15 protein-coding genes, 1 pseudogene, 1 riboswitch and 1 other annotated feature are annotated in these 18,519 nt (G+C 30.8%); of the genes and pseudogenes, 3 read left to right on the forward strand and 13 right to left on the reverse strand.

Annotated elements, in window-relative coordinates; all coding sequences use genetic code 11:
- Positions 1-51: 51 nt before the first annotated feature.
- The 9 genes from HGI79_RS07370 to HGI79_RS07410 all read right to left on the reverse strand — a co-directional run bounded on the left by HGI79_RS07370 (position 52) and on the right by HGI79_RS07410 (position 10,522).
- Positions 52-1,578 carry an L-lactate permease gene (locus HGI79_RS07370; protein WP_185650026.1) on the reverse strand — a complete coding sequence of 509 codons (1,527 nt, stop codon included), beginning with the start codon at positions 1,576-1,578 and terminating at the stop codon, positions 52-54.
- Between the two features lie 390 nt (positions 1,579-1,968).
- Positions 1,969-3,387, reverse strand: coding sequence for an FAD-binding oxidoreductase (locus HGI79_RS07375; protein WP_185650027.1), 1,419 nt, complete (start codon positions 3,385-3,387; stop codon positions 1,969-1,971).
- A gap of 24 nt (positions 3,388-3,411) precedes the next feature.
- Positions 3,412-4,611 (reverse strand): electron transfer flavoprotein subunit alpha, encoded by a 1,200-nt coding sequence (locus HGI79_RS07380; protein WP_185650028.1) that lies wholly within the window; start codon positions 4,609-4,611, stop codon positions 3,412-3,414.
- 184 nt (positions 4,612-4,795) lie between these two features.
- Positions 4,796-5,584 (reverse strand): electron transfer flavoprotein subunit beta/FixA family protein, encoded by a 789-nt coding sequence (locus tag HGI79_RS07385; RefSeq protein ID WP_185650029.1) that lies wholly within the window; start codon positions 5,582-5,584, stop codon positions 4,796-4,798.
- Between the two features lie 670 nt (positions 5,585-6,254).
- Positions 6,255-6,947, reverse strand: a complete 693-nt coding sequence (locus HGI79_RS07390; RefSeq protein ID WP_185650030.1) for a FadR/GntR family transcriptional regulator — start codon at positions 6,945-6,947, stop codon at positions 6,255-6,257.
- 194 nt (positions 6,948-7,141) lie between these two features.
- Positions 7,142-7,813, reverse strand: a complete 672-nt coding sequence (locus HGI79_RS07395; RefSeq protein WP_185650031.1) for a ribonuclease H-like domain-containing protein — start codon at positions 7,811-7,813, stop codon at positions 7,142-7,144.
- A gap of 193 nt (positions 7,814-8,006) precedes the next feature.
- Positions 8,007-8,732, reverse strand: a complete 726-nt coding sequence (locus tag HGI79_RS07400; RefSeq protein ID WP_185650032.1) for an HAD-IB family hydrolase — start codon at positions 8,730-8,732, stop codon at positions 8,007-8,009.
- Between the two features lie 187 nt (positions 8,733-8,919).
- On the reverse strand, positions 8,920-9,564 hold the full coding sequence (locus tag HGI79_RS07405) for a methionine ABC transporter permease (RefSeq protein ID WP_207725731.1): 645 nt from the start codon (positions 9,562-9,564) through the stop codon (positions 8,920-8,922).
- The gene (locus HGI79_RS07410) at positions 9,554-10,522 is read right to left on the reverse strand and encodes a methionine ABC transporter ATP-binding protein (RefSeq protein ID WP_185650033.1); all 969 of its coding nucleotides are present in this window, start codon (positions 10,520-10,522) and stop codon (positions 9,554-9,556) included. The genes HGI79_RS07405 and HGI79_RS07410 overlap by 11 nt, the downstream gene beginning before the upstream one ends.
- 119 nt (positions 10,523-10,641) lie before the next feature.
- Positions 10,642-10,752: riboswitch (SAM riboswitch) on the reverse strand.
- A 236-nt stretch (positions 10,753-10,988) separates the two neighbouring features.
- Here HGI79_RS07410 and HGI79_RS07415 point away from each other — a divergent pair.
- From HGI79_RS07415 to HGI79_RS07425, 3 genes are read left to right on the forward strand one after another with little or no spacing between them, the layout of a single operon-like run.
- A complete protein-coding gene (locus tag HGI79_RS07415) occupies positions 10,989-11,216 on the forward strand; it encodes a ferrous iron transport protein A (RefSeq protein ID WP_185650034.1) in 228 nt (75 codons plus the stop codon).
- 27 nt (positions 11,217-11,243) lie between these two features.
- Positions 11,244-13,007 (forward strand): ferrous iron transport protein B, encoded by a 1,764-nt coding sequence (gene feoB, locus HGI79_RS07420; RefSeq protein ID WP_185650035.1) that lies wholly within the window; start codon positions 11,244-11,246, stop codon positions 13,005-13,007.
- A gap of 17 nt (positions 13,008-13,024) precedes the next feature.
- The gene (locus tag HGI79_RS07425; RefSeq protein ID WP_207725732.1) at positions 13,025-13,168 is read left to right on the forward strand and encodes a FeoB-associated Cys-rich membrane protein; all 144 of its coding nucleotides are present in this window, start codon (positions 13,025-13,027) and stop codon (positions 13,166-13,168) included.
- Here HGI79_RS07425 and HGI79_RS07430 read toward each other — a convergent pair.
- The 4 genes and pseudogenes from HGI79_RS07430 to HGI79_RS07445 form a co-directional block, all read right to left on the reverse strand.
- A complete protein-coding gene (locus HGI79_RS07430) occupies positions 13,153-13,290 on the reverse strand; it encodes a hypothetical protein (RefSeq protein WP_185650036.1) in 138 nt (45 codons plus the stop codon). The genes HGI79_RS07425 and HGI79_RS07430 overlap by 16 nt on opposite strands.
- Before the next feature lie 120 nt (positions 13,291-13,410).
- Positions 13,411-14,208 (reverse strand): ribonuclease H-like domain-containing protein, encoded by a 798-nt coding sequence (locus HGI79_RS07435; protein ID WP_185650037.1) that lies wholly within the window; start codon positions 14,206-14,208, stop codon positions 13,411-13,413.
- 141 nt (positions 14,209-14,349) lie between these two features.
- On the reverse strand, positions 14,350-16,041 hold the full coding sequence (gene argS, locus HGI79_RS07440) for an arginine--tRNA ligase (protein ID WP_185650038.1): 1,692 nt from the start codon (positions 16,039-16,041) through the stop codon (positions 14,350-14,352).
- A 48-nt stretch (positions 16,042-16,089) separates the two neighbouring features.
- Positions 16,090-16,332: a binding site (T-box leader), on the reverse strand.
- Between the two features lie 236 nt (positions 16,333-16,568).
- Positions 16,569-18,416, reverse strand: a pseudogene (locus tag HGI79_RS07445) (thioredoxin domain-containing protein).
- Between the last annotated feature and the right edge of the window lie 103 nt (positions 18,417-18,519).

The raw sequence follows: 18,519 nt of genomic DNA on the forward strand, positions 1-18,519 counted from the left end.
TCGGGCATGATTATCTATATAAAACTATCACAAAACGTTTACACAAATAAACTAATTAAAACCAAATACAGGTCCCATTACAAATGCCACTAAACCTAATATGATTACATAAATTATACAAAATTTTAAGGTAGCTGATAATATTTTACCCTCTGCTCCAACAAGTCCTGTAGCTGCTGTAGCAACTGCTATACTTTGAGGTGATATCATCTTACCTGCTGTTGCACCTCCCATATTTGCTGCGGCCAACCAATATGAATTTAACCCAAGTGATTTAGCTGCTTCTACCTGAAGACTTCCAAACAAAATATTAGCTGAAGTATCACTACCAGTTACAAAAGTTCCAAGAGCACCTATAATTGGAGCTATGACTGGATATCCATGTCCTGTTATAGAAACTAAAACCACAGCTATAGATTTAATCATTCCACTATAGCTCATAATTTTTGCAAGTGCTACTATGGAAATTATAGTAATAGCTGAATTAGTCATTTGTCTTGCGGTTTTTCCAAGGATACCCACAATTTCATTAAATCTTGCTCCTTGAATTAAGCCCCCTATGATACCTGCTGCTATAATCAATGTTCCAGGATTAGCAAGCCACGCAAAAGAATATGGATGCCCACCAGGACCGTTGTAAATAGCTACTGAAGTTTGAATTGATGATAAAGCTTTATTTATACTTGGAAACAATGAACTTGTAGCTATTATAATTACAAATACTAATATGAATGGAATCCAAGCCACAAATGCTTTATTGAATGATATTTGTTGTGTATTCTTACTAGCCTTATCTTTATGAAATATCTTAGCCCAACCTATAGTTACCGCTAAGCATACAACCGAACCAAGTATTGCTGGAAGCTCAGCTCCCATGTACTTACCTGCCAAAAGTTCTGGTATGGCAAAAGATAAACCTGATACTAGAGATATACCAAAAACTCCCTTTATGGCTTTTGGGCTTTTCCCTGTAAGCATTACTAACACCATTGGAATAACAATAATTAAGATTACCAGTTGAAGAACTACAGCATAACTCAATAGATTTACATTTAAGCCGGCTACCTTAGCAAGAGTTGATACTGGAAGACCTATAGCTCCAAAGGCTGTTGGAGTTGTATTTGCTATTAAACATATGATTGCTGCAAAGATTGGATCAAATCCAAGAGCTGCCATTATACTTGCTGGAATAGCAACAGCTGTACCAAAACCTGCAATGGCTTCAAGAAACCCACCAAATCCCCAGGCTAGTATAAGAACTAGTATTCTTTGGTCAGTTGTAATACCAGTCATCATATTTTTAATGACGTCCATACTCTTTGTATAAAGGGATAAGTTATAAATAAACACAGCTGCAATTATAACAATCATTATAGGCCATATAGCCATAGCAGCTCCCTCTACCCCTGCCCTTATACTATCTATTACCGGCATTTTCCAAACAACTATTGATAAAATTAGTGTTATGATGAGACTTATAGGTGTTGTTTTATGACCTGCTATCTTTAGCCCTACAAGAGAAACCATTAACCAAATTATTGGTATTAAGGCAATAAAGAAAAGTAAGTACACATTCATAATACTCCTCCAATATAATAATTGATAATTGGTAATATGGTATGACCACCAACAGTTTCATCTTAACATAAATTTGAAAACATTTCCATAATTGTTATTTTATTAACACCCCTTAATACATTATCTTTTTATACTAAAAAGTTATTTATAACATTTATACCAAGCTTTATTATTTTATAATTATTAATTTTTTTTAGCTAACTTATGTGATTTTATTTTTACCGTTAAATTTTTCACAAAGCTCATATTGAAAGTTACATTAAATCCGTTGAGTTTCATATAACGATGGGAGTATTAGAGCTGGTGATAAAAGTTAAACATATATAATGCTGATATACTGTGCCAGCATTATATATGTTTTAATGTAGTGTTCTAAATAGTATACCTTAGCTATTGACAGACTTTGCCTGGATTCAGGATATTCTTAGGATCAAAGGCTAATTTAATGTTCATCATCAAATCCATATAATCACTTCCATATTGCTCAAATAAATATGGTTTCTTCGCATATCCTATTCCATGCTCTCCTGATACTAATCCGTCTAATTCAATAGACTTTTTATACATACATTGGAATATATCCTTTAACTTTTTCTCCCATTGTTCCTGTGATAAATCATCTCTTAATACATATACATGTAAGTTTCCATCTCCAGCATGTCCAAAACTCCTAATTCTTACATTAAACTGTTTTTGAAGTTCATCTGTATATTTAACAAACTCTGCAACTCTATTCCTTGGAACAACAACATCACATTCATCCATTTCTGTTGTAGTTGCCTTTACAGCCTCAAGAAAGGCCCCTCTAGCTGACCACACTGCTTCTTTTCTTTCATCCGTGTCTGATATATAAACATCTAAAGCCCCTTCATCCAAGCATATTTTAGCAACCCTATCATAGTCTTTTTCTATATCTTCTCTGCTATTTCCATCAAATGTTAGAAGCAAATACGCATCTGAAGAGTTATCCGGAAACTTTTTACCTAAAAACTCTTCTGCAGCTAATATAACTTCTCTTTGCATAAATTCTATAGCTGTTGGTATTGATTTTGATTTTATGATCTTAGGAACTGTATTTATTGCTAGTTCAAGATTAGGAAATGGTATTAGCAAGCTTATTGCTTTTTTAGGTAATGGTAATAATTTTAGCACAGCCTTTGTTATTATTCCTAAGGTTCCTTCTGATCCACATATTAAATCTTTTATGCTATATCCTGAGCTATTTTTAACAACTTTTCCTCCAACCTCTATAACTTTTCCTGTAGGAAGTACTACAGTAAGCCCTCTCACATAATCTCTTGTTACTCCATATTTAACAGCTCTCATTCCACCAGCATTAGTGTTAATGTTTCCACCTATTGTAGCTGACTTTTCTCCTGGATCTGGTGGGTAAAATAAATCATACTCTTCTACAAACTTTCCTATTTCCATTAATAAAACACCTGGTTCCACCGTTAATGTCAAGTTTTCCTCGTCTATTTCAAGTATTTTATTCATCTTAGTCAAATTAATCATTATTCCGCCATGAATTGGCACTGATGCTCCAACAAGTCCTGTTCCAGACCCTCTAGCTACCACTGGAATATTTTTTTCATAGGCATATGCCATTATCTTTGATACTTCTTCTGTACTAACAACTTCAACTACAGCCTCTGGCATTTGGCTTATTCCACCTAATTCATCGTGGCTAAAATCTTCGTTTATTTCATGTCCTATAGCAACTCTATCCTCACCAAGTACTTCTACTAAAAATTCTACGTCTCTTTGGTCTAGTTTTTTATATTCCTTGTTTTCACAATTACATATCATTTTCACTACCTCCTTACTGATATTTTAAGCTATTCCTTTTCCTTCTTTTATATTACTTATTAATCTAGGAATTACTTCATACACATCTCCTACTATTCCATAGTGAGCTACATTAAATATAGAAGCTTTAGGATCTTGATTTATGGCTACTATACAATCCGAATTATTCATACCTGCTGTAAATTGAACTGCTCCAGAGATTCCACAGGTAATTATAAGTTTAGGTTTAACAGTTCTTCCGCTCAGGCCTATTTGCCTCTTTGCATCTACCCATCCAGCTTCAATAAGTGGTCTTGTTACCGCCAATTGTGCACCAAGTAATTCAGCTAATTCTTTTATCATATCTAAATCCTTTTCAGATTTTATACCTCTTCCAACTGCTACTATTACATCTGCGTCAGAAATACTTTCTTCAACTTCTTTCTGTGTTACTTTTAATACATTTATATTGGATTTTAACTTATCTTTCTCTATATAGCATAAGTTAACTTTTCCAAATATTTCTGAAGTCCTTTCTGGTGCATCCATAACCTTATATCTAACTGTTGCAAGCTGCGGTCTATTATTTGGATTTATGATTTGAGCCATTATGTTACCACCAAAAGCTGGTCTTATTTGTACTAAATCTGTGTTATCTTTCATATCAAGTATTGTACAATCTGCTGTAAGCCCAGTTTTGAATCTTGCTGCAACCCTTGGCGCTAAGGATCTCCCAACTGTTGTGGCCCCAACTAGTAATGTTGACGGTTTTACTTTGTTTATAAAATCCTCCATAGCTGCTGTATATGGTTCTATTCTAAAATCTTTCAATTCTTCGTAGTCATATAGGAAAACTTCATCTACTCCATAATGCAAAATTTCCTGTGCTTTGTTCTTAATATTATATCCTACAAATACTGCATATACTGGATAGTTAACCTTAGCTGCCAATTCTCTTGCTTTTCCTATAAGTTCAAAAGTTACTGGATGAATATCACCCTCTACATGGTCTACATAAACAGCAACACCCTTCCACAAATTTTTATCTATCTTAACAATTTCCTCTTCTACAAATTCTATGACCCCAGCTGGCCCCTTTTTAACACAAAGCTTGCACATTTTACAGGCCGCACTTACTTCTATTTTTCCATCTTTATTCTCTATTGCTCCAAAAGGACATATTTTTACTAATTCATCTATAACTAAAGAATTTAACTTCTCCTGATTTACAACTAATTTACCCAATTTCCATTCCCCCAATTTTTCAAATATAATATTCTACTATGAATATCCATAATTCTAATATATTAATAATGTTATTTATGCATTCGCTACCGTCCATAAGACTCCGGTTTTTAAAGCTATGAGTTAACGGCTGCTACTGATTGGATCAATTCATCTAATACTTCTTATTAATATTAGTTAACTTTTACACAAATTTAAGTTCTTTAAGTTTAGTAGACAACTTTTCTGCTAATTCTGCTCCAGATCCAGTCCAAGTTTCCTTATCAGTGTTTACTGCTGGTGGGAATATCCTTTCAACCTGTGTTGGTGAACCATTCAATCCATATCTTTTTTCATTTTGATCTTCAAAGTCTTTTAGACTTAACATTTTAACTTCTCTATCTTTTGTCTGTATTTTCTTTTTATAGGATGGAAGTCTTGGTTGGAATATATCTTTTTCTACTGTTAGTAAGCATGGGTACTGTACTTCCGCTAACTCTATGGTATTTGGCATATCCATTTCTACTACTATTGATTTATCTTTTACTTCTTCTATTTTTATTACATTTGCTATATGAGGCATTCCTAAATATTCAGCCATTTCTGGTCCAACTTGAGCAGTATCCCCATCTGTTGTTTGCTTTCCACATAATATTAAATCAACATTTCCCATTTGTTTAACTCCTTGTGATATGGTATAAGATGTTGCTAAAACATCAGCTCCAGCAAATTTTCTGTCTGAAAGCAGTACTCCTTTATCTGCTCCCATCATGTATGCTTCTTTAATTATATCCGCAGCTTGTGGTGGACCCATACTTATAACCTTTATAGTACCCCCTATCTCTTCCCTTATCCTTAAAGCTGTTTCAAGGGCATACAAGTCATAGGGATTCATTTTGGAATCTACACCATCTCTCTTTAATACTCCAGTTACTGGATCTACTTCAACTTTTGAAGTTCCTGGAACTTGTTTTATACATACTAAGATATCCATATTTATACCTCCAAATAATTTATAATTTTTCCATATTAATAAGTAATAATCTCAATAAAATTATTTATCCGATGACTACCCGCTCTAATACTCCCATCTTTAATGAAACTCATCTTCCTTAGGTCAGATGAGTACTCACAGAGTAATCGACCATATGAAAATCACAGATTTTGGCTCTCTAATTAACTGAGAGTAAAGAGCGGCTACGTCCCTGGATTCGTTCAACTAAGAATCAGGTAGGGGCAAAACCCCATCTGATTCAAGTTTCACTTTATCGTATGTTCAAGTTTTATATCATTCTGCGTAAAAGGTAGGATTACAAAACGTTTTCACGACAATTAAAAAATATAAACTCCTTTGAAGATTAATTTATCTAAATAGGTACTTTTGTATTGGTAATATGGTCTTACCAGTTGATATTTATATATTATCATACAATTTATGAAATTTCTACCATTGTTATGGAAATAACATAATATTTTTTTACATAAATAACGCCTATATAAAATTATTAATATTTATACCTGATAAATATATTTTTATAATAAAATTTATTTATTTTTACATAAAAATATGATAATTATTTAACACATTATAGTAAACCATTAAAAAAATATCAACTTGACTTTCTTTTCATCTAGTTGATATTTAAATTTACCTTGTTATTTAACTATTTAAGAATATAATAATTAGTAAAATCTAAATGTTTTTTCATGGCATCCGCAGCTTTTTCGGGATTATGATTTCTTAGTGCCTCATATATATCCCAGTGTTGTTTAGCAAGGACTTCTATATTTTTTTCATCTACAATTATCTTTTTTCTTGCATCTTCAATAAATGAATCCATTAAACCAGATATGGCATTAAATATATTAAGTATTAGAAAGTTCCCAGAGGATTGTGCAATCTCATAGTGAAACTTCTTATCTATCTTTACATTATCATTTTCATTTTTTGTATTTTCAAATGCCTTTACCAAAATCTCCAAACTTTCAAGTTCTTTATGTGTAATTTTTTGTGCCGCTATTGATGCTGTTTCTACTTCAATAATTTTTCTTACTTCAATTATTTCCATTGGGTTACTTTCTTGTAACATAAACATTATAGATAGAGGCTCAAAGAGACTATTTTCAAATTCCTGTCTAATATAATTACCTTCACCTTGTTTACACTCTACTAAACCAATTATTTGAAGTGCTCTTAAGGCTTCCCTTATAGAAGTTCTACTAACCTGAAGATGCTCTACAAGCTCTCTTTCTGAAGGAAGTTTATCTCCTCTCTTTAGGGTTCCATCTACAATCATATGCTTGATTTGTTCAATTACCTGTTCATAAACCTTTGTATTCTTTATTGGACTAAACATCTAATCAAACCCCTTATCTATCTATAGTTTCGTATAATGCTAATTAATTTCAACTTATTAATAAAAATAATTATAAAATAATTAGTTGAAATCACATATTCTATAGTTAATAATACATTATAACCCTAATTTTTTAAAGATTAAAATACAAAAGACTTGCTTTAAATTTTTAAATTTAAAGCAAGTCTTTTGTATCATTCATTGACTTCATCTTTATTTTTATATACCACCTTACTCCAGTTTGTATATATGTGAAATAAACTTACTACATCTTGTTCATTATATAGCAAAATTTTTTCTTTTTTCTCTTGTGGCATTCTATCTATATATTCTGAGTCTTTAATAATTTTGCTAAAAGTTTTTGCGAGATTTGAGCCACTTATAATTTCACTATCCCTAAAGATACAAAACTGTTTTTCTAATGCCTTTAGCCCTATACATTCATGTTTATCTTTCTCATACTGTTTTTGCAAATCAATTTGTACAAAATAATTGTCTATATTTAAGTCAATATTATATTTTTCAAAAAGATATTTTATAACTGTAAAATCATTATTACCTGAAAAGGTAATTATATATTTTTTATTATATTTAGTTGACATTAAGTAAAAATAATCTTTAGCAAGCTTTAGTATTGCTTTAGCATCATTTTTATTTTCTATCATATACTGAGTTACTTTTAACTTGTTTTCATCCTTGTCAAAGTAGCAACATCCAAAAACACCTATACAAATAGGTTTTTTATATATATAATGCTCTAGATCGAAAAATACAGCATCCTCATATATACAACTATTTCCATCTACAGTCAACGGGTATTCTGCTAATACTCTATCTACATCTATACAATTTTGTCTTTCTATCACTATACCACTCTTTTCTAACTAAATTCTGTAAAGTACTATGATGTAATACTATGTTACCTAATATTATAAGTTGGTATTTTATAAAGAGCAACTTTCAATGAACTTAAAGCCAAGACAGCTAGAGTTATAATTTAGCAGTTTATAGAATTATATAGAGCTTTATACTAATTTACTTATCTATATTATACTTATACTAAAAATTATTTATACAATCCGGCTTTAGATTATATACTACATCTTTTCTCTCTACAATGATTTGAATTCTTTCTTTCATCTCACTATCACTTAATACCTTTTTCAATATTTCATTTGTTGGATTAACACATACTGGATACGCCACCATCTTTAGCATATCAAAATCCCCAGAAGTATCTCCATATGCATAACTTTTTGACAAGTCTATGTGATGTTTTATAACCAGTTCATCTACTGCATTTTTTTTGCTTTGGCTATCCCACATAGGTATTACTTCACCTGTATAAACATCGTTGTTATCCCTTAAATAAACAGCTCCTCTATAATCATGGAAGCCATATTTCACAGACATCTCACTAACTAGCTCCACGGGGCTGCCTGAAACAATTATTATCTTGTGTCCTTTATCCTTATGCCATTTTATTTTATCTCTTGTGTGAGTATATACTCTATCACCTTTCTGGGTCACTACAGTTTTAGCAATAAATTCAACCTGTGACTTATGAAGTCCTTTTATAGCTTCAATATATATATCCGCCATCTTTAAAAGATAATCATCATAGTTTCCTTGCCTTTTGTCCCATTTTTCATATTCTGGTTTAACTTCTTTATACCATCTTTCTGGAGGTATTATTTCATATTTAACCAACTTCTTAAATACTTCAGTAATTAGTCCTTCTCTATATAAGGTACCATCAATATCAAAAAAAGCTGCTGTATTCATACTCTCCTCCTTCAATTGTAATATATTATTGATTATAATTTTATTCGGTAATTTATACTATTACAATAATATATGCAGTTACAATTAAAACATTGCAGGTAAATATATTGTTAAATTAATTATATTATTTTAACACTTTATCCCATGACTAACTACTTCAATACTCCTATCTGATTCAAATTTCACTTTATTTAGTAAATTTTTTATATACTATGTTTCCTACGCTTTGAAGTACTTGAACAAGTACTATAAGTACAATAACAGTATAAATCATTACATCTGTCTTAAATCTATAATATCCATATTTTATAGCAACATCTCCAAGTCCGCCTCCGCCAACTGCTCCCGCCATAGCTGAATATCCAACTACACTTATTACTGTTAACGTTATTCCAAGGACAATAGAGGGCATTGCTTCTTTTAACATAACCTTGAAAATTATTTGAATATTGCTTGCTCCAAAAGATTTTGCTGCTTCTATTACTCCAGGATCCACTTCTTTTAAAGCTGATTCTATTATTCTAGCTGCAAAAGGTGCTGCTGCAATAGTTAAAGGCACTATAGCTGCTGTTGTTCCAATAGTTTTTCCTACTAAAAGCTTTGTAAAAGGGAAAATAGCTATCATGAGTATAATAAACGGAAATGATCTTAATAAGTTAACTACTACATCCAAAACTTTGTGTACAGCCATATTAGGCGTTAATCCTCGTTCATCAGTAATTACTAATAAAATGGCTGGTATAAAACCCGCTAATACAGCAAATATAGTTGAAACAGAAACCATATACAGTGTTTCCTTTAATGCAGGATATAATACTTCGCTAAATATCATTTGTTTCTACCTCCCAAGCCATAGATTTTGATTCTAAATAATTACATATATTTTTTTTATGTTCTTCATCAGTATTAATAACTAAGCTTCCAAGTACATCATCTCTAAACTTCTCTAGTCTTCCCCAAACTATGGAAAAATCAATATTAAGCTCTCTTGCCATTGATGTAATTACACAGTTTCCACTGGTTTCTTTAGGGAAGAATATTCTTATGTTTACACCTTTATCTGGTAGAGTCCTATCTTCACCCAACAATCTTTTTAAGCTAGCATCTGGTTTTAAAAATAATTGTTCAACTTCTCCAACACTTTTTACCTCTCCATCATCCATAATAGCAATCTTACTACATATTTCTTTTATTACTTCCATTTGATGTGTTACTATAACTATAGTTATATTTAACTTTTCATTTATTGTTTTTAATAGTTGTAATATAGATTTAGTTGTTTTAGGATCAAGTGCAGAAGTTGCTTCGTCGCAAAGTAATATTTTAGGATTCAATGCAAGAGCTCTAGCAATAGCAACTCTTTGCTTTTGCCCACCACTTAATTCTTTCGGCATACTATTTAACTTATCATTAAGTCCTACTAAATCTAGAAGCTTTTCCACTGTTTCCTTAATTTCATTTTTACTAATACCCCATACTTCTAAAGGTAGAGCTACATTATCAAAAACATTTTTTCTCTCTAAAAGGTTAAAATTTTGAAATATCATACCTAAGTTTTTTCTGAAAGCTCTCAAATCTTTCCCCTTTAGGTCCTTTACTTCCTTGTCCATAACTGTTATACTTCCTTCATTGTAGGACTCTAACCCATTTAAGCATCTAAGCAATGTAGATTTTCCAGCACCACTATGTCCTATAATTCCAAATATCTCGCCTTCCTTTATCTCTAAATCTACATTTTTTAATACAGGCTTATTTGAAAATGCTTTATTAACTCTATTAATAGTTATCAATTAATTTTCCTCCTCTTTATAATGTAACCTATGTAATATTAGTTGAATCTTACAAATATTAATTATTTGAACAAAAATAAAAGCCAGAGAAAAACCTCAGGCTATAAATCCACTGTTTCCTCTCATCTCTCAGCTTGCGCTGCTGGAATTAGCACCAACGTATTACTGAACTAAATAATACTGGTTGCTGGGTTTCATAGGGCCAGTCCCTCCGCCTCTCCTGATAAGTTTAAGACTAATATATTAAATTTATTACGCCTCATTATAGCAATATGCATTTTTTTTGTCAACTCTTTTTTGAGTAATTTCGTATTATATCAACTTTTAACACTATTCATATATAAAAACAAAATATTATACAAAAAATAATTAACAAATTAATTTAGTTAATATTGACATTCTAAATGAAAGATGATATCATTAAAACATAATAAATGATAATGATTTTCATTACGAGGTGGTAAAAATGAGTATTTGTGATTTAAGACCTGGCGAAAAGGCTTTAATAGAAAACATATCTGGAGATGAAAGATTGGCTAAAAGGCTGCTTGCTCTAGGTTGTATTGAAGGTACTGAAGTAGCTTTAAAACAATCTGCCCCATTGGGTGATCCTTTAATTATAAACTTAAGAGGTTTTGACCTAGCTATACGTAAAAACGATGCAAAAAATATACTTGTAAAAAATTTGCCTTAAAAATATGTTTTAAACAGGAGGACGAATATGATAACTGCAGCATTACTTGGCAATCCCAATGTTGGTAAAACTTCTCTTTTCAACACGTTAACCGGATCAAATCAATATGTTGGTAATTGGGCCGGGGTTACTGTTGAGAGAAAAGAAGGCATTGTGGATAGTAAAATAAAAATTATAGACTTACCTGGCATTTACGCTATGGATACTTACTCAAATGAAGAAAAGATATCAAAAGAATTTCTCTTGAGTGGAAACGCTGATGTAATAATTAACATAGTTGATGCATCTAATTTGGATAGAAATCTTTATTTGACAACTCAACTTAAGCAATTTAATAAACCTGTCATATTAGTATTAAACATGATAGATGTTGCTAAGTCAAAGGGTATGACAATAGATTATACTTCACTAGCTAAGCAATTGGGTGTTACAGTAGTTCCAATTGTTGCTTCTAAAAAACAAGGTATTGAAGATTTAAAGAAAGTACTTAATGAAACCACTTTTTCAGCTTCAAAAATTACTAATAACTATAATTTTAAAAATGAAAAAGAAACCTATGATTACATAAGTTCAATACTAAAAAATTGTTTGTCATATAATAATAAAGATAAAGTTTCCCCAACAGAAAAGATTGATAAAATTGTACTTAACAGGTTTTTAGCTTATCCTCTTTTTTTAGCTATACTGTTCTTGATTTTTAAATTTACTTTTACTTGGGTAGGACAACCAATTGCAGATTTGTTTAGCAATTTCTTAGACTCTAACCTAGTACCTTACTTAAACAGTCTCTTATCAAGCACTAGCCCTTGGTTCAGTTCTTTACTAATTGATGGTATTATAGGCGGAGTAGGTTCCGTTATAGTGTTTTTACCTGTTATTCTTGCATTGTTTTTAGGTATATCCTTTTTAGAGGATAGCGGGTATATGGCTAGAGCTGCTTTTATAATGGATAGACTAATGCGAAAGATGGGATTATCAGGTAAGGGATTTATTCCTCTTATAGTTAGCTTTGGATGCTCTGTTCCAGGAATAATGTCTGCGAGAACTTTAGAAAGTGAGAAAGATAGAAAACTTGCTGCTTTGTTATCTCCACTTATGTCCTGTAATGCACGACTTCCTGTTTATGCCTTATTTGTATCAGCTCTCTTTCCAGGTAAAGAAACAACTGTAGTCTTTTCTTTATATATTCTAGGAATTTTAATAGCTTTTATTATAGGAATTTTATTTAAAAATACTTTATTTAAAAAAGATGAAGAACCTTTTATTATTGAGCTGCCAGAATATAAATTGCCATCCTTTAAAAATGTTATTCTGCATACCTGGGATAAAGGCAAGGGTTTTTTAAAGAAGGCAGGAACTATAATCTTTTCTGTATCTGTTCTCGTTTGGTTTTTATCTAATTTTAATTTTTCTGGTATGACAGAAATAAATAATAGTATTCTAGCTGCTATAGGAAAATTTATAATGCCAATATTTGAACCTCTAGGTATAGGATCATGGGAAAATTCTGTTTCTCTTCTAACAGGAATTATGGCTAAGGAAGTAGTTGTTGGTACTATGGGTGTTATTTATGGAGGAGATTTAAATTCAATATTACCTCATCACTTTACACCAGTTGCAGCATATACTTTTATGGTTTTTGTATTACTATATACCCCTTGCATATCTGCAATTGCTACCATGAAGAAAGAGTACGGAAAAAATATGGCTATATTTTCAATGGTTTATCAGTTTGTGTTAGCTTGGGTTGTATCCTTTATAGTGTTTAGAATTGGTTCTCTTCTTGTTTAAAATATGGAGGTGTTAGTATGGGAGTGGAAATTACTATAACTGCAGTTATAGTCCTTTCAGCAGTATATATCTTTTATAAAAATTTAAAGAAAAAAGCCTCTGGCAAATGTGATTGTGGTTCTTGTTCAAGTCACTGCAATGATTATCAGAGACATGAATAAAAGAAGCTGTCCCAAAAGTGTATTTTGAGACAGCTTCTTTCATTCATTATATTTAGAGCTTTGTATAAAGTATCTTCAGCATTTAATCTTACTACATCAGAATGCATTATTTTATTAATCATAACTATCCCCCTTAAATACATTATAACATTATACAATAATGTTATATAAATATCTAAAATATGCTATGATATTTTGTCCATAATTTGCTAATACCTATACAAATATAATGAATTATGTTTTTAGTAACTGTTATTAATTATATTGCCTAACTCATCACAGTCTCTGCAGCCCTTTAAAATATAATCTATGGTTCTTGAAGCTGCTTTTTTGGATATTCTTTCTAAGTCTGCATCTAATAATATGTTATTTTTTTTAAGTAGGCTTTTCAAATATTTTAACTGTTTTTCTGTTATACCGTCTTCTCTAAATAAGCTGCGATTATTTTCTATTTTAAAAATAAACTCATGAATTTTAGGAAGATTTAATACATCTTCATAATTATGAAGCAATATTGTATTTTTTAGTTTTTCTTCTAGTGTTACAAGAAATTCCTTATAGAGGTCAACACTTATGCCGCCATCTATTTGATCTTTTCTATCTATACCTATGTGCTTCTCTACAGTTTTAAGATTACATCTTTCCATACCAAGTTGTTTATAATAGGGTCTTATTAATCTATATAAATCTATATGATAACTAGGTGATTCAAAAATAATACTGTTTTTCTCCATTCTTCTTCTTATAAAGGGTTCATCAAAGGCTATTCCATTATAAGAACACCACTTGTTATATTGTTTTAAATCCAAGCCAAAACTATATAATATTTCTGCTTCATTTTCTAAGTTTTCTGCAAAATATTGTTTTATAATAAAAGTATTATAATCATGAAAGTATCCAAAAGATATGAGAATTATACTATCCTCATCTTTATCAAAACCAGTAGTTTCTATATCGAAATATGCAACTTCTTGCATATGATATGTTTCAAATATATGTTTGTCAATACTTAAAGTACCTTTATAGTCCCTAATATACATTTATAGTCCTCCAAATCTCAGCTTCTAACTTACACTATTTATTATATAATAATGCTAGTAATTTGAAAATACTATAATAATAGGCATATAGAGTATGATTATACACTATATGCCTATTATTAATTTAAAAAATAATTTTATTTACATTTTTTCAACAACTTCTAAACCTATTAAATTTAAACCATTTTTTAACACTTGGCATGTAGCTTCTACTAGCTTTAATCTAGCTTTTTTAGTTTCCTCATCCTTTGCATTCATTATACTGTGTGCATTGTAGAACTTATTGAAGCCTTTAGCTACCTCAATTATATATCTTGTTGCCATAAAAGGTTCAAGTCTGTCTAATGCACCTAAAATGGCTTTATTAAAGCTTTCAAGTGATTTAGCTAGTTCAAATTCTTCTTTAGAATCCAACTTACTGTAGTCTACATCCCCAGTTATTTCTCCAGCTCTTCTAAGTATACTCTTTCCTCTTGCATAACTATACTGAACGTATGGACCTGTTTCACCATCAAAGCTTAACATTTCCTTCCAATCAAACACAATATCTTTTTCTCTGCTATTTTTTAAATAAGTAAATATAACAGCTCCTATACCTATCTTTTTCGCTACTTCTTCTTTATTTTCTAAATCTGGATTCTTTTCATTTATTACTTGTAGTGTTTTTTCAACAGATTCATTTAAAAGGTCTTCTAGGAATATTACATCTCCTTTTCTTGTGGATAGCTTTTTATCTGCAAATCTAACAAGACCAAAACCTATATGCTTACAGTCATCTGCCCATTCTTTTCCCATAAGCTTTAGGGTAGTAAACACCTGTTTAAAATGAAGAGATTGGTCAATTCCAACTACATATATACATTTGTCAAAGTCATAAGTATTTTTTCTGTAGATTGCCGCAGCTAAATCACGAGTTGCATAAATAGTAGTTCCATCTGCTTTTTTTACAATACAAGGAGGCATATTAAAGTCATCAAGCATTACAACTTTAGCACCGTTACTCTCCACTAGTATTTCTTTTTTATCTATTTCTTCTATTACTGCATCCATTTTATCTGTGTAAAAACTTTCCCCTGCATATGAATCAAATTCTACATTAAGCATATTATAGACTTTTTTAAATTCTTTTAAACTTAAGTCTTTAAATCTCTGCCAAAGTTTAGTTTCTTCTTCAGAACCCTCTTCTAATTTTTTAAAATACATTCTTCCTTCATCTTCTAATGCAGGATCTTTTTCTGCTTCGTCATGAAACTTAACATAAATTCTAAGCAATTCTTTTATAGGATCCTTCTCTAGTGCTTCATCATCACACCATCTTTTATAAGCTGATATAAGCTTTCCAAACTGTGTTCCCCAGTCTCCTAAGTGATTTATTCGTGTACAATTATACCCTTGAAAATCTAACATTTTATATAAAGCATTACCTATAACTGTAGTGAATAAATGACCTACATGAAATGGCTTCGCAATATTAGGTGATGAATATTCAATGATCATATTTTTTCCAGTTCCTATATCTGAAGCACCATAATTATTTCCTTCTTTTAAAATCTTCTCAATTGTTTCCTTTGTGAACACGGTTTTATCTACAAAAAAGTTTAAATATGGTCCTAGATTTTCTACTTTATCAAATCCATCTTTATTTATTTTATTCTTCAGTTCTTCCGCTATTATATTTGGAGCTTTTCTTAAAGCCTTAGATAACTGAAAACAAGGAAAAGCATAATCCCCCATATCAGGTTTTGGTGGCAGTTCTATAAGTTTTTCTATAAAATCTAATTCTAAATCCACATTTTCTTTTATTCTCTCTGCAACAACCTTTTTATAATCCATTTATTTACCTCCAAATGTTTTAATAATATAAAAAATCCGTCTCTATATACTAGAGACGGACAATATCCGCGGTACCACTCTTGTTGACTAAGCTATAAATCTTAATCCTCTTAAAACTTTAACGCAGTAAACGTCTTACTGATAAACTAACAAAGCTTTGCTTTACTAATTCTTTTTCATAAGATTCTCCGAGACTCTCTTCCTTGTTAAATCCCTTGCAGGCTCCCACCATCCCTGCTCGCTGAAACAATTAAGGTTTTTAATAAATACTCTTCTCTTCAACGAATTTTTAATATAATTTACACTACATTATATTACTACTTTCTTTATTTTGTCAATATTATTTTTTTAGTTTATCACTCTTATTCAAAGCGTAACGTGCAAACTGTTTTTAATTTAGAAGCTTTATATGTTGCTAATATACCAAATATAATACTTAGCTTGTCTTACTACCTAATAATCCTGTAAGTTTATAGGCTAAAAGAATTTTAGTGTTTCCTATTATTAATTAAAGAGAGTTAGAAAAACTAACTCTCTATCATAACTGGAGAAAAATCGGATTCATACATATATGCTGTAATGAAATGTAGATATGCTGATGGATTTTTATTTACTGTTGATCCAAAAGCCTTAAATTGTTTCTTTACAATACCTCTTAGTTTACTGTCATTAGTAATCTTATAAAGCCTAATCATATTTAAGGTAGCTACAGAGTTTCCTGATGGTATAGCTCCATCATAGATTTCTTTAGGTCTAATTATTAACTGCTCATTATCAGTTCCGTACAAATATAAACCTCCATGTTCCTCATCATAAAATAAATCTAACATTTGTTTATTTAAACTTACAGCTTTCTCTAAATATTTGTCATTAGAATTAGCTTCGTATAGTTCTATAAGTCCCCAAATTAGAAAAGCATAATCCTCTAATACTCCTAGATTAGCTGCTTCTCCATCCTTATATCTTACAAGCAATCTATTGTTCTTACTAACTAATTTATCTAGTATAAAATCTGCAGTCTTCTCTGCTATTTCAACATATCTTTCATTTTTAAAAATTTTTCCTGCTGCTGCAAATGCAGCAATAGCTAAACCATTCCAAGAAGTTAAAATTTTTTCATCCCTAAATGGATGAATTCTCTGTTCTCTATATTTATATAGAGAACCCCTTATATTTTCTAAGATTTTTACTAAATCTTCATTTCTTGATAACTTATCTATATCCTTATCTATTAGATTAGGAATGTTTTTACCTTCAAAGTTTCCATTTTGCGTGATACCATAAGTTTCACAAAATATCTTAGATTCATCTTCATCTAGGATCTCCCCTATTTCCTTTTTATTCCAAACATAGAATTTTCCTTCAACACCCTCTGAATCCGCATCTTCTGCTGAATAAAATCCGCCTTCTTTAGAATACATCTCATCTAATAAATAAGTAAAAATTTTTTCGGCTATTTCCTTATACAGGTGCTTTTCTGTCAACTTATACGCTTCGGAATATATCAAAGCTAATAATGCATTATCGTATAACATTTTCTCAAAATGTGGTACCAACCATTTTTCATCAGTTGAGTATCTAGAAAAACCAAATCCGATATGATCAAAAATTCCACCTTTATACATACCTTGCAGTACTTTCTCAATCATATCTAGAGCATCTTTATCTTTTGTGTTATTATAATATCTCATCAAGAAATATATATTATGAGGCGTAGGAAACTTTGGTGCTTTACTAAAACCACCATACTTGTTCTCAAAATAATGTTTTAATATCTGAAAGCTAGATTCTACAATATCTTTATCAAAATCTTCTTTAGTATCTTCATCTATATGTGAGTGCCTTAACATTTCTTGTATCATATCATTACTTGTTTCAATAACTTTATTTTTATCTTTAATCCATATATTATAAATAGAATTTAAAAGCTCTATTAAGCCATGATACCCATGTTTGCCCTCCTTAGGGAAATAGGTACCAGCAAAAAACGGTTTTTTATCAGGAGTCATAATAATAGTTAAAGGCCAACCTCCGCTTCCTGTATAAGCTTGGCAGAAACTCATATAAATGCTGTCTATATCTGTTCTCTCTTCCCTATCTACTTTTATAGATATAAAATTTTTATTCAGTATTTCTGCAACCTCTTCGTCTTCAAAGGATTCTCTTTCCATTACATGGCACCAATGGCAAGTTGGTTTCTATAACCAACGTCATGAGTACCCAATAGACAAGAAGATCGGCTTATCTTCATTTTTTGCTTTTTCAAATGCCTCTTGACTCCAAGAAAACCAATCAACAGGATTATAAGCGTGCTGTAACAAGTAAGGCGACTTCTCGTTTATTAATCTATTGGGTACAACATTTTTGTTAGTCATTATATCACCTTCTTTCTATAAATATTATAATCCTTAGTATGCCCTAAAAATAAAAGGATACTACTAGTATTCAGTAGTACCCTTTTAGACTATAGTAATTTAC

This window comes from Clostridium sp. DJ247 (assembly GCF_014231265.1).

Coding starts and splice junctions, on each gene's coding strand:
- HGI79_RS07370 (WP_185650026.1), bottom strand. CDS start 1,578: ATGAATGTGTACTTACTTTTCTTTATTGCCTTAATACCAATAATTTGG.
- HGI79_RS07375 (WP_185650027.1), bottom strand. CDS start 3,387: ATGATATGTAATTGTGAAAACAAGGAATATAAAAAACTAGACCAAAGA.
- HGI79_RS07385 (WP_185650029.1), bottom strand. CDS start 5,584: ATGGATATCTTAGTATGTATAAAACAAGTTCCAGGAACTTCAAAAGTT.
- HGI79_RS07390 (WP_185650030.1), bottom strand. CDS start 6,947: ATGTTTAGTCCAATAAAGAATACAAAGGTTTATGAACAGGTAATTGAA.
- HGI79_RS07400 (WP_185650032.1), bottom strand. CDS start 8,732: ATGAATACAGCAGCTTTTTTTGATATTGATGGTACCTTATATAGAGAA.
- HGI79_RS07405 (WP_207725731.1), bottom strand. CDS start 9,564: ATGATATTTAGCGAAGTATTATATCCTGCATTAAAGGAAACACTGTAT.
- HGI79_RS07415 (WP_185650034.1), top strand. CDS start 10,989: ATGAGTATTTGTGATTTAAGACCTGGCGAAAAGGCTTTAATAGAAAAC.
- feoB (WP_185650035.1), top strand. CDS start 11,244: ATGATAACTGCAGCATTACTTGGCAATCCCAATGTTGGTAAAACTTCT.
- HGI79_RS07425 (WP_207725732.1), top strand. CDS start 13,025: ATGGGAGTGGAAATTACTATAACTGCAGTTATAGTCCTTTCAGCAGTA.
- HGI79_RS07430 (WP_185650036.1), bottom strand. CDS start 13,290: ATGATTAATAAAATAATGCATTCTGATGTAGTAAGATTAAATGCTGAA.
- HGI79_RS07435 (WP_185650037.1), bottom strand. CDS start 14,208: ATGTATATTAGGGACTATAAAGGTACTTTAAGTATTGACAAACATATA.
- argS (WP_185650038.1), bottom strand. CDS start 16,041: ATGGATTATAAAAAGGTTGTTGCAGAGAGAATAAAAGAAAATGTGGAT.